This window comes from Paenibacillus nitricinens, from assembly GCF_052056485.1.
Classification (GTDB): Bacteria; Bacillota; Bacilli; order Paenibacillales; family Paenibacillaceae; genus Paenibacillus_AQ; species Paenibacillus_AQ nitricinens.
In genome coordinates, this window is record NZ_CP183948.1 from 1,714,113 (window position 1) to 1,726,646 (window position 12,534).

Annotated in this window: 8 protein-coding genes; 4 read left to right on the forward strand and 4 right to left on the reverse strand. The window is 42.1% G+C overall.

Annotated features, from left to right (window positions below):
- Positions 1-114: 114 nt before the first annotated feature.
- A complete protein-coding gene (locus tag ACN6KS_RS07630) occupies positions 115-4,857 on the reverse strand; it encodes a LamG-like jellyroll fold domain-containing protein (protein ID WP_440961723.1) in 4,743 nt (1,580 codons plus the stop codon).
- Positions 4,858-5,317: 460 nt separating this feature from the next.
- Positions 5,318-6,223, reverse strand: a complete 906-nt coding sequence (locus tag ACN6KS_RS07635) for an ArsR/SmtB family transcription factor (RefSeq protein ID WP_042186035.1) — start codon at positions 6,221-6,223, stop codon at positions 5,318-5,320.
- A gap of 275 nt (positions 6,224-6,498) precedes the next feature.
- On the opposite strand from ACN6KS_RS07635, the gene ACN6KS_RS07640 reads away from it, so the two are divergent.
- The 4 genes from ACN6KS_RS07640 (at position 6,499) to ACN6KS_RS07655 (ending at position 10,735) form a co-directional block, all read left to right on the forward strand.
- Complete coding sequence (locus tag ACN6KS_RS07640; protein WP_341134098.1) at positions 6,499-7,743, forward strand: extracellular solute-binding protein; 1,245 nt, start codon at positions 6,499-6,501, stop codon at positions 7,741-7,743.
- 79 nt (positions 7,744-7,822) lie between these two features.
- On the forward strand, positions 7,823-8,701 hold the full coding sequence (locus ACN6KS_RS07645; protein ID WP_094871615.1) for a carbohydrate ABC transporter permease: 879 nt from the start codon (positions 7,823-7,825) through the stop codon (positions 8,699-8,701).
- A gap of 54 nt (positions 8,702-8,755) precedes the next feature.
- The gene (locus ACN6KS_RS07650) at positions 8,756-9,667 is read left to right on the forward strand and encodes a carbohydrate ABC transporter permease (protein WP_094871617.1); all 912 of its coding nucleotides are present in this window, start codon (positions 8,756-8,758) and stop codon (positions 9,665-9,667) included.
- Positions 9,668-9,772: 105 nt separating this feature from the next.
- The gene (locus ACN6KS_RS07655; protein ID WP_440961724.1) at positions 9,773-10,735 is read left to right on the forward strand and encodes a glycoside hydrolase family 43 protein; all 963 of its coding nucleotides are present in this window, start codon (positions 9,773-9,775) and stop codon (positions 10,733-10,735) included.
- A 96-nt stretch (positions 10,736-10,831) separates the two neighbouring features.
- Here the strand turns inward: ACN6KS_RS07655 and ACN6KS_RS07660 are convergent, their stop codons facing one another.
- Together ACN6KS_RS07660 and ACN6KS_RS07665 are read right to left on the reverse strand one after the other, a co-directional pair.
- Positions 10,832-11,644: an ABC transporter permease subunit gene (locus ACN6KS_RS07660; protein ID WP_094876861.1), complete on the reverse strand. Its 813-nt coding sequence runs from the start codon at positions 11,642-11,644 to the stop codon at positions 10,832-10,834.
- Positions 11,641-12,528, reverse strand: a complete 888-nt coding sequence (locus ACN6KS_RS07665; RefSeq protein WP_440962376.1) for an ABC transporter ATP-binding protein — start codon at positions 12,526-12,528, stop codon at positions 11,641-11,643. Before ACN6KS_RS07665 ends, ACN6KS_RS07660 begins: the two co-directional genes overlap by 4 nt.
- Positions 12,529-12,534 lie beyond the last annotated feature (6 nt).

Genomic DNA, 12,534 nt, shown 5'->3' on the forward strand with positions numbered 1-12,534 from the left:
GTTTTACAATACGAAGGTGAGAAACTTTCTGGATGCTCATTCACTTTAATCGCGTGATTTAAGATAAAAAGAACGGAGCCTGAGGCTCCGCTCTCTTTCCAAATGATGATTCTCTTAATTTACATTTGAGTTATATTCGGTCAGTATTTCGTCTGATTTGAGTGCTCTGCTGTAAATCTTCAGTTCATCAATCATTCCCTTATAAGGTACGTCCCAATAGTTTACGCCAAGTGCGAATACACCATTCTTGTTCTTAAACACATTCGGGAAGCCCTCACCGGAGAATTGCTCAACTCCGTCGAGGTATACCTTCACGGTACCGTTGTTGACCGTAAATGCTACATGCGTCCATTTATTCTCTGGAATCTTCATAGCGGAAACAGCATCATACCAGGCCTCGCCAGACCATAGGAGTGTTTTACCTCCGCCGTTCTGAGGAACGAAGCTAATCCAGCTGTTTATCGAAGCAGCACCGAAGAAGGTTGTTGTTGCATCAGTAAGCTGCTCAGGGTTTAACCACATAGATACGGTATAGGTATTGCTGTCAATTAATCCATCAGGTAACCGGATTCCGGAAACACCGTCAAATACTGCTGCTTGATTAATGATACCGCTACCGTAAGTAATGTTACCTACAGTTGGAGCTTCGATTTTTATTCCCGTAACCTGGCCAGTACCGACCAATTGGAGGGAGTCATCAAGGTTTCCGTCAAAAGCATAATAGGCTACTTTTCCATCCGTAACGTTTACCTTATAGTCTGCTGAGACACCACTACCATCAGCCGCAGTAGCAGTAATTACTGCTTCACCACCGACCGTTAGTGCTGTTATGGTTCCGGTTATACCATCTATTGAAACGGCGCTAGGATCACTAGAACTCCAAGTGAGTTTCTTATTTCCGGCATTGGCAGGCAGTACTTGTACTTGCGGCGTAAAGTTATTTCCTAATTCCAATGCTATTTCAGGCTCTGTGATGGTTATCGTACTTACTTTAACATTGCTGTCAGGCTGACCGTTTACCAGCAAGTCAACCGCTTCTGCGGAGAGTGCACTTTCATAGATTCGCAGGTCATCTATCAATCCTTTGTAGGGGATATCCCAATAGTTTACGCCCAAGGAGAATACTGCATCTGCGCTGTCAAATACATCCGTAAATCCTTTTCCAGTGTACTTCAATACTCCGTTTACATAGAGCTTCACAGTCCCAGCATCGTAAGTGAAAGCTATATGTGACCATCGGTTAACTGGAATCTGCATGCCTGCTTCTGCATCATGGAAGGTTTGACTGCCAAACCACATCCGGGTTGTAGCTCCGCCGTTTCCATAAGGCAAGAGACTAATCCAATTCGTATCAGTTGTAGCACCAAAGAAGGCTGTAGTGAATTGAGTCAATTCTTTTGGGTTAAGCCACATGCCTACTGTGTAGGTGTTGCCTTTAATCAAACCATTTGGTAGGCGAATACCGGAGCTACCGTCGAATTTAGCTGCAAGACCAACTTCACCAGTCTCATAGGTAATGTTCCCACCAGTATTGTTAATCCGATTGCCGGTAATTGTACCCTTATCAGTACGATCTCCGTTCTCTGAAAGATCTCCTTCAAAATCATACGCTGCCACCAAACCGTCTTCCAGTATATTTCCAGTCAGTTCCATTACAACGATAGTAAAGGTCTTAGTTGCAGTAGACTCACCCAGCACAATCGTAGCAGTAAGTTCAATCGTTGCGTTGCCGAGTCCTTTTTCAGGACGAACAACTGAACCATCGTTTCCTACTACGGCTTCATTGGAAGATGACCACGTAATGACTGTTCCGCTTACGGCCTCAGTTGGGAGCGTAAGATCTTTGTACACTTTACTTGTGTTGCCTAGGCTTAAACTATCTTTAACATTGGATACAATTTGATCTGTGCTCAGCAGTTCAATTTGGCTGCCCCAGACGGTAACACCCTTATTGGACATGGCTGTGAAAGTCATAACATTGCTCTGACGAGTGGAATCCCATTGTTTTACGAATACACCTTTGTAGAGATTTTGTACAGTAGCTCCGTTTTCTGTTTCATTGATGAGCAGGTCGGCGTAATACTCTCCTTTTAGCGCCCAAGAACCGGTTACGGACCCTGTAATAGTTCCATCACCTCGCAGTTCGATAGCTGTTGTGGATTTAATTTTAGCAGAAGTATCTTTCCCGTGATTCACGAACTGATAAGCTCCAATAACATCATCCTGCATAACAGCAGCGATAGTTTCACCAGTGTAACGATGAGGAGAAGTGAGCGGCCATCCATCCTCGTTGGTGAACATTTGATGCACACGAAGCTCATGTGTTTCACCACGCTGCGGGAAACGAGTGTGGAAGAAGTTGAATATTTTACCTGTCTCTTCATCATAATTCACTGAATTATGGCCTGAAGCAACATAGCCGTAGGTTTGAAAGTCTGGGTCACTATTCACGTTCGTGAACAAGAAGTTACCAAGAACTTTGTTGCCAACGCCCGAATGGTCATTGCTTGTTGCCAGCACTGCACTTTGTCCGGCAGCATCCACATAAGGACCATCCGGATTCGTTGAACGGAACTGACGCATATTGTAACCACCGTCGGACGCAAGTCCTCCATAAGTTACATATAAGAAGTAGTAACCAGTATTCTTGTCGTAAACGATATACGGACCTTCGCCCGATTTGGTCATACCGCCAGAAATATGGGTACCGAAATACCGGTCGATTAGACGTCCATCAGCGGTCGTTCCATCTTTACCCGGATATTTAGGCTCGCCGGAAGCTGGATCGATTTCTAGAATAAATATGCCGCCTGACCATGATCCATAAGTCATCCACAGCTTGCCGTCTTTATCGTAGAATAACGTCGGGTCAATTGCGTTTGTATACGTTTTGTTCTTATAAGAACCGCCTGCGTCAAACCAATCTGGGTTGGCATCTTCTAATGTTCCGTTATTAATAAGCTTTTGAATATTTGTGTTTGTCCATTTTTTATTAATTTTGCTGTTAGTATCGTAATCTTCTTCCTTGGTGAAGCCGGAATAAATTACGGTATTTCCATAGGTATAAGGACCTTCAATATTTTGCGAAGTGGCAAAGCCGATCGCTGAGCGGATGTAAGTGGAAGAAGCGCTATAATACATCATATAAGCACCAGTGGTCCCGTCCGCATTCTTATAATCCTCATTCCAGAAAACGTCTGGAGCCCATATGGAGAATCCGCCTTTACTGTCAGAATCGTTCTCTCCAGCCCATTTAAAGGATTCTGCCAGATTCGCGGAAAGATCACCAAAGAGTACGTTGCCCGGTGTTGTATAACCATTTGTGAAACGAGTCCAGTTCAGCAGATCATCGCTTTTGGCAGCATCGATATGAGACCCGAATACATAATACGTTCCTTTGTCTACAGCCACTGACGGATCATGTACAGAAACATTGGAGAGTGCTGGTGCCGTTGCTGACGGACCCGGTGTAGCAGTAGGAGTCACTGTAGGTGTAGGAACCGGAGAAGGTGTAGCCACAGCGCCGCCGTCCGATCCACCAGAACCTGAGCCACCAGAACCAGACGTTGCCGTAGCTGTCGGAGTAGGTATTTCAAATTTGATTAGATTACTGTATTTACTGTCAAAGCTAATCTTACCGGTGCCTTGGATAGTAATCATCTCGTTTATGCCAAGGATAAGATTCTTGATTGCTGCACCAGCATCTACACGCAGCTTGGCTAATTGGTTCAATGTAACTTCAGTAATACTGCCTGCAGCTAGATGTAGTGTAGGCACTCCTAACGCCCGTACCTCAGCAGAATCAAAGTTTCCTCTCAGCCTGATGATTGAATCGTTCGGGAGCGTATTCTCTATAACGACCCGACCGAAGCCTGCTCCCGTCAAAGTAGTATCTTCCTCAAGCGCTACACCGGAATGTACACGTACGCTTGGTACGGCACTCGTTCCTTTAGTAACGACGCGAAGTCTCCCATTACGCTTATCTACAACCATGTCACCTGCATTAGAGTTACTAAGCACGATACTATTTTCGCCGCCGCCGGATACGAATATTGTTCCTTTAACAGTGACGTTATTCAGCGTGATATCGCCTTCTGCAATCCCTTCGGTAAGGTACAGGTTTCCGGAGATGGTGGAGTTGTTCAACTCAACACCCGGGCTATTAATTACCATATTCTGAGTGGTAATCCCCGTATAACTCCCGCTCTTAGAAGTGATTTGCCCGGCCAACTTCTCAATCATGCGCAGTGCTTCCGCTCTTGTTACGGCTTTTGCGCCTTTAAAGCTGCCGTCACTATAACCATTCAAATAACCTTCACCAAATAAAGATATTACAGCTTCTTGGCTCCATGAGGGTAAATCTTCAACATCTTTTGGTGCAGCAGTATTTGCAGAAGAATTGAGCTGGAATAGTCTGTGCAGCATAACCGCGGCTTCTTGACGGCTTACTACCTGTGTTGGACGGAAGGTGCCATCGCTATATCCTGATACATATCCTGCAGCCGAAGCTTTCTGGATATCGCTGTAATAAGCGCCTGACTCCAGTACATCCGTGAAGGCAATTTCTGATTTTTCCTGCAAATTAAAGGCCCGATTGATCAATGTGACCCATTCCGCGCGGGTGATCTCTTGATTCGGTTTGTAAATTCCATTTCCATAGCCTGAAATCAAGCCCTTATCCACCCAGGATTGAAAATCTTTCTGTGCCCAGTGGCCTGAATAATCGACAGCCTGTTGATGCGTGGATAGTGCGATTGTTTTGGAATCGCTTGCAGAAGCTGCTGAAATGAATGGTGCAGGTACTAGCAGCGTGAGTGCAAGAAGTGAAGCGGTTAGCTTACGAGTTGTTTTCCTCAAATTCATGATCCTCCGATTCTATTGATTAGAGATTGCGGCGGTACGAAAAATGTAAAACGCTTACAATAAAACTACTAAAAAAACGTTTTTCACAAATCAAAATGGATTTGTTTTATGTTCATACAAACCATATCGTGGAAAACGTTGTATATTGATCTCATTTTAAGCATGATATTAGCATATAGTCAAATAGAAATTTATGAAATAATGAATCTATTTATATTTTTATTAATAAAAGGGAGTTGGGTTTGGATAGCGTATGAAAAGTACTGTAGATTACTACTGAAGTTGTGGAAAGTAAAAGAAGGTGGGAGATGTGGGCGATAAAGAGCTGGATAGGGGAAAGTGATAACTGGTTCATATCACAGTACAGATAGGGGGGCTAAGGAAGAATAAATACTAATTAGTTGTTCGCCCCCATGAAAGAACCAGCCTTGATTCTTAAGTGTACTAGAAGATTTTAAAGGTAATACATTTTGAACATAATATCTTGATCATGATTTCCGAATTTTTTTCCGAAAATTGTCGCGCCTCCGACGTGTTTTGCATCTTCCTTCACTTCGATCCGGAAAGTCCATCGGTCACAGGTCGTATCTAAATCCTCTATCGAAACGGAAGACATGGGGTCACCGTCAATGTATGTTCCATTGTGATTAGTGATTCTAATCGTTTTTAGTAATCCATACTGGTTAATATTGTGCGGCCACCACTCAGGTGTGAATTTACCTCTTGCATCAGCAAAATCGCCAGGGCTTGTCCAAGTACCTAGTTCCAAGCCGTTCAATGAAAAGGTAATGTCTGAAGGCCATACGTCATTGGCAAATGGGAATTCAGAAGAAAGCTCTAAGCTAATCTCAAATTGCTGTAAGGTTTCATCTTTTTTTAGGAAATTGGCAATGTTGTATTGAACATAACCTTGGGTAAACCATAGAATCTCTGCATCGACTCTTTTAGAGTCCATGAAATACTTGGGTTCGTCTACTCTGCCGATAAACTCTTTCTCTGTGGCAAGTCCGCATGTAGGCTTCAGATCATAGTCCGTATAATGACCAATCGGCACGGATGTCTCATAGGAGGCAAAGGAATGAAAGATTTTCTTAGGGAAGTTAATCTCAATATGATCGACTCTAAGAATTGAAATTTTTTGCATTCCGGATTTACCAGGAACCTTTTCTGTTTTTATGATGCCTGCATCTTCTAACTTTTTAATATGTTTTGTTACGATGGGACTGCTTATTTTAAGTTCTTCTGCCAAATCTTTGATGTTCATCTTATTTTTGGAGAGTAACTGAATGATTTTTATTCGTACTTCACTTGCCAAGGCTTCATAAACAACGAGAGAGGACTTGTCTATTTCCAATTGCATTTTATCCACTTCTTTCAAAGTAATTTCATATACTGTAAAGTTTATTAATCTCTATATAAAGTAACACGAAAGGTAACTGAAGTAAATAATATATCGCTTTCATCTCGTCTTAATGAACTAAAAGGTTAACTAAGATTTAAAAAAATCAATTAAGTTTATTTAAAAGTTATTGACTACGCTTTCAAATCGACTGTATACTAAGTTTAAGTTAATCGTTTCCAACAAAGTTAATGTGAATGATTATCTTAACATTACAGCTGCAGGGGGAGAGAGTAATGAAAAAGAAATTTGGAGTAGTATTAGCAACGGTTCTAATGTTAACGACAGTGTTAGCAGGATGTGGTGGTAAAGATGATAGTAAGACGATTACGTTCTGGACACCGCTGACCGGTGATGATGGTGCTTATATGGATCAAATCGTTAAAGAATACAATGCAACGAATCCAGAGATTAAAGTGAAGCACGTTATTACAGCTGATATGTACACGAAAATTTCTACCGTTTTGGCTTCCAGCAAAGGTGTTCCTGATTTAGCAATTATCCACGCTGACCGTGTTCCTGGGTTTGTTAAGCAAGGTGTCTTAGAACCCATGCAAGATACTGTATTGCCGGCACAACCTGAACTAAAAGCTGAAAATTACTTACCACAAGCTTGGAACACTGGTAACATCGACGGAACGCAATACACAGTACCTCTTGATATCCACAGTAACGTAATGTATTACAATAAAGATTTGCTCAAGAAATATAATGCTGAATCTTTCTTGGATGATAACGTTGTTACGATTGATGAAATGCTTTCCTTGGAAGGTAAATTGGATGAAGGCGACTATGTAGTGAATGATGCCTTGCTCGGATGGGTTATCCTGGCTCAAATTCAAAACTTGGGCGGAGATATTCAGGTGGATGGCAAACCGGCTGTTAACTCCCCAGTATTTAAACAAGCTTTTGAAGATGTTAAGAAAATTGCCGATGCGGGTTTGATGACTCCATTTGGTGAAGACGGTTACTTGATGTTCCAATCCCAAAATGTACTCTTCTCCACAGATGGAACTTGGAGTTCTACCGCACATGCCGGAGTTGAAGGCTTGAACTTTGGTGTGACTAACATTTATTCTCCAACCGCTGATAAATTCACGAACAGATCTTCTTCTCACTTGTTCGCTATGCTTAAGAACGACAAGAGAACAGATGAAAAAGAAGTAGGGATTGCTAACTTCTTAGAATATGTGCGTACAAACTCAATGGAATGGGCAAAAGCTGGTCAAAACGTAGCCAGTAACGTAGTTAACCAAAGTCCGGAATACCAAAACTACATGCAATCCTTCTTTACTTCTAATGAAAAAGAAATTGAATCCCTTTACATTTACACATATGAGTACTACCCATACATTGCAGAAGCAGTAGATACTTATTGCGCAGATATCGTTCGCGGTAACGTTGATCTAGATGAGACCTTGGCAACCATGCAGAAGTTTGTAGAAGATAAGATCGCAGAAAGCAGCAGTGCAGCGAAATAAAGCGAAATAGAATAGATTGTACGAAGTAATGTGCCGTACTGTGGTGCATTACTTTGTGCAAAAGGAGAAATGAAATCCTATGAAAAAGAAAATAAACTGGGCACCTGCCTTCTTTGTAGGTCCGCACGTCATTTTGTTTGCTATCTTCATTTTATTGCCAACGATTTATGGGATTTATGCTTCATTTACAAAGTGGAATTTAATGAGTGACCCGGTATGGGTAGGCTTTGATAACTATAAGGCCATTCTTTTTGATGGCAAATCAACGTTTCATACTCAATTTTTCAGAGGTCTGAAAAATACGCTGGTCTTTGTGGTTCTCTCTGTTCCATTATTAATAGTTATCCCATTAATGGTTGCTGTTGCACTTGAACATAAAAAAGTTAAAATGAAGAGCTTAATTCAATCTATTCTCTATATTCCAGGCTTAATTTCAATTTCTGCGGCAGCACTAATCTGGCTTTTGATCTTTAATAAGCAATTAGGGATTACTGGTAATCTATTCGGATCACAAATTGCTTGGCCAGCAAATCAGCCGTATGCGTGGATTATCATCATTGTAATTACACTATGGGGTGGTATTGGGGGCAACATGATTATTTATCGTGCTTCCTTAAGTGGTGTTGCGCAGGAATTATATGAATCGGCAGAGCTCGATGGTGCGGGTTCAATTAAAAGATTCACAAGTATCACCTTGCCGTCTATTCGTTTTCCATTAATCTATACCTTTGTTATGACAACTGCTGGAGCCTTCAATGTATTCGGCCAACCGTTAATGATGACCGATGGCGGGCCTCGACAAAGTACACATGTACTCATGATGTATATTCGTCAATTAGCTTTCGGTAATGGTGAATCCATTGCAGGGATGGCATCGGCGATGGCAGTGTTATTGGGATTAGTAATCTTGGTGATCTCCGCACTGCAATATTATGTAATGAACCGAAATGCTACATAAGGTTCTCGGGAACTAATGGATTAACAAGGAAATGGAAAAGGTAGGTGTACTAAAATGTCAAATCAGGCGTTAAATGGCCTAGATAATCGTCCAGTTGTAAATAGAACAGGCAAAGTAAAAGGCTCATCCAATATTAGCATTTCAAAATATGTATCATATGCTTTTTTGCTTATCCTTTGTGTGATTTGGATTATTCCGGTTATATTCGGGATTTCCACATCTTTTAGATCACAAACGGAAGTGGTTTCCACCGGCTTTAGACTATTTCCTGAAACATGGGTTTTTGAGAACTATGTAACGATTCTGAACAATACTTCAACAGCCCCGATTCTACGTTGGTTAGGCAATTCATTATTTATCGCGACATCCCACACCATCCTGGTGGTTATTGTGATTTCGATTACTGGCTTTGGTTATACCCGGATTAACTTTAAAGGAAGAGACACGTTGTTCTTCACTTTGCTAGGCATCTCTTTCTTCCCCGGTGTGGTTAACTTGATTCCTTCTTACAAAATTATCGATTCCTTGGGTTGGGTGAATACTTCCTGGGCAATGATTATTCCGGGTCTTGCGGGTATGGGGAACATCTTCTTGGTCAGACAGTTTATGAACGGTATCCCCAAAGAATTAGATGAGTCTGCAAAAGTTGACGGTGCTAGTGATTTTAGAATTTTCGCACAAATTATATTGCCGCTAGTTAAGCCAATTTTGATTGTTTGCGGATTGTTCTCCTTTACGGGATCTTGGAATGACTTCCTCTGGCCGGTTATCGTGTACACAGATGTAGACAAAATGCCGGTTACAGCGGGTTTGCTCTTGCTTCAAGATATCTATGGAAACTATCGTATGATCGGGCAATTAATGGGGTCGGCGATTTTGGCGATCATTCCAACCTTGCTGCTATTTATATTTGCTCAAAAATACTTCGTTCAATCTATTAACTTGAATTCAGGTATTAAAGGGTAGATCCAATGAACATAAACTTAAATACACCTTACCTTCTTTATAAGGAAGGGTGTGTTTTGGTGACCCATAAAATTAAAAATAAAGAGAGATATAGGAGTTGTCATCATGAGAGAATTCAATGCGAAAAATCCGCTTATTGAGCAAAGGGCAGATCCATGGATCTATAAACATACTGATGGTTATTATTATTTCATAGCTTCGGTTCCGGAGTTTGATAGAATCGAGCTTCGTCGTTCTGAATCCATTCAGGGATTAGCTGAGGCTGAGGGTAAGACCATTTGGGTGAAGCATGAAACTGGCTTAATGAGTGCCAACATTTGGGCGCCTGAGATTCACTATATTGATGGAAAATGGTATGTGTATTTTGCAGCAGCACATACTTCCGATACGAAAGATGGCTTATTTGATCATCGCATGTTTGCCATAGAAAATTCATCCGCAAATCCTTTGGAAGGGGAATGGGTGGAGAAGGGTCAAATCAAAACGAAATGGGAATCCTTTGCCCTGGATGCAACCACTTTTGAACACAGAGGGGTTAGATACTACGTTTGGGCACAAAAGGATCCTGATGTTCCTGGTAATTCTAATATGTATATCTCCGAAATGGAGAATCCTTGGACATTAAAAGGAGAGCAGGTGTGCATCACCACGCCTGAATATGAATGGGAAAAAATCGGCTTCCTGGTGAATGAGGGTGCGGCAGTCCTTAAGCGTAATGGACGTATTTTCATGACTTTCTCGGCAAGTGCGACAGATCATAACTACTGTATGGGGTTGTTAACCGCTGATGAGAATAGTGAATTAATGGATCCGAAATCATGGGTCAAAACACCAGAACCTGTGTTTACGACTTCTGAAGAAAACGGTCAGTATGGTCCGGGGCATAATAGCTTTACAGTTTCTGAAGATGGCACACAGGATATCCTGGTGTTCCATGCTAGAAGCTATAAGGAGATTGTAGGAGACCCGTTATATGATCCTAATCGGCATGCGCGTGTGCAAGTGATCGAGTGGAATGAAGATGGAACGCCAAACTTTGGTGCCCCTAGACCGGATACGAAATCTTAAAATAATGCTTCTCTAGTGTGAAGAAGCTTTTATATTCTTCTATTAATAAAGGGGGACGCTTCGTTAGCAATATGCTATCGGAGTGTCCCCCTTTTCTTATAATGAAAGATCCCGTCGTTTAAATAGCTCGATCCCTAAGGCGAAAGCGAGAACACCGATCAACAGTAACCAACTAGAAATCTGAATAATCTCCACGTTACCTTGAACGATTTTACCCGGCTGATAGAAGGAGAATAGGGTCAGGTAACGTAACCCCTCCATTTTATCACTTATTTTAGCAAGCAAGTCCAAAGTGAAGAATCCGAAGGTGATGGCACCGGAAATCCCAAGCGCTTTTTTCTCATCATTACATATCGAGGAAATCAGAAAAGTCAGTCCCGCAACGGCAAAAAACAATAAAAAGGCAACGGTATTCAACTGTACAAAACGTCCGCTGTTAAATTCGTATTCGCTGCCGAGGAACCATGCTTTACCTAATAGTCCGGCGAGTGTAGTCACACCCATAATCAGGAGCAAAGCTGTCGTGAGTACAAGCGCCTGCGTGGTAGCTACTTTTCTCCGCGTAGTTGGTGTTATAAGCAGATAAGCCATAGAGCCGCGATCCACGAGCCGAGCCATGAGCTGTGTTGACATTTGTACACAGACAATGGATAGAATCAGCACCAGAATAAGTCCGTAATATTCTCCTGAGATAAACGCCTCAGCACTGGTGAATCCGCTATTTAATCCAAAAGCTTTTCCCACACCTTCTGGCATAGCTTTAATGAGATCATCGATAGCTTGTGTGCTTCCAGCGATCCCTGGATAGAGCCAGATCATAAACAGAATATAGAAGGCAGAACCGAAGGCGTAATTCATAATTCCTTTCAGGTTCACTCTCATCATTTCTTTATAGAGTGGAAGATTCATTGCACGGCCCCCTCACGGTCATAATAGTCCATGAAGATATCCTCTAAATTCTGCGTGAACACATCCATACTGCGGATATTGTATTTACCAGTTTCCTGAATGAATCGATCGTAATTGCCCTGCACAGCAATGCGGACCATATTCCCTTCACGAGCTTCCACTTGAAGACCGGAGGCGGCAAATTGTTCTGCATCTTCACGATTTGTGAAAACAACCTCAAACAGCTTCCGCTGCATCGATTGTAGTTCGTGAATATCTTTTACAGTGATGATACGTCCGTCTTTAATGATTGCAGCGCGGTCACAGGTTCGCTCAATTTCTTGAAAGCTGTGAGAGGACATTAGAAAAGTGGTTCCGGCTGCTTTTTCCTCCAATACGAGATCAATAAACACCTTTTGCATAAGCGGGTCGAGACCCGAGGTAGGTTCATCCAGAATGATAACTTCAGGATTGTGCATGAAAGCTGCGACAATACCGACTTTTTGCTTCATTCCCTTTGACATTTTGCGGATCGGAGTTGCGGCATCAAATTGCAGTCGTTCAATCAGGCGGTCACGTTTAGTAGTATTCTTCATCCCTTGCATGCCAGACATGAATTTAAGAAAGGAAATGCCCGTCATCCCGTCAAAAAAATTGATCTCACCAGGGAGATAGCCGATATGCTTCTGGACCGTACCCTGTGCTTTCCATACATCAAGTCCATGGATGCTCGCGTAACCTCGATCCGGCACCATAAATCCCATGATATGTCTTATAGTCGTTGATTTACCTGCGCCGTTAGGCCCCAGAAATCCAAACACCTCGCCTTTATTTACGGTAAACGTAACATCTTCGATGCCCTTGCCATTCGAAAATCGTTTGGTTAAGCCTTCAACTACAAGCATGCCGCC

Bases quoted from the DNA above. Each gene is read 5' to 3' on its own strand.
- ACN6KS_RS07635 (WP_042186035.1), bottom strand. From the start codon at position 6,223: ATGCAATTGGAAATAGACAAGTCCTCTCTCGTTGTTTATGAAGCCTTG.
- ACN6KS_RS07640 (WP_341134098.1), top strand. From the start codon at position 6,499: ATGAAAAAGAAATTTGGAGTAGTATTAGCAACGGTTCTAATGTTAACG.
- ACN6KS_RS07645 (WP_094871615.1), top strand. From the start codon at position 7,823: ATGAAAAAGAAAATAAACTGGGCACCTGCCTTCTTTGTAGGTCCGCAC.
- ACN6KS_RS07650 (WP_094871617.1), top strand. From the start codon at position 8,756: ATGTCAAATCAGGCGTTAAATGGCCTAGATAATCGTCCAGTTGTAAAT.
- ACN6KS_RS07655 (WP_440961724.1), top strand. From the start codon at position 9,773: ATGAGAGAATTCAATGCGAAAAATCCGCTTATTGAGCAAAGGGCAGAT.
- ACN6KS_RS07660 (WP_094876861.1), bottom strand. From the start codon at position 11,644: ATGAATCTTCCACTCTATAAAGAAATGATGAGAGTGAACCTGAAAGGA.
- ACN6KS_RS07665 (WP_440962376.1), bottom strand. From the start codon at position 12,528: ATGCTTGTAGTTGAAGGCTTAACCAAACGATTTTCGAATGGCAAGGGC.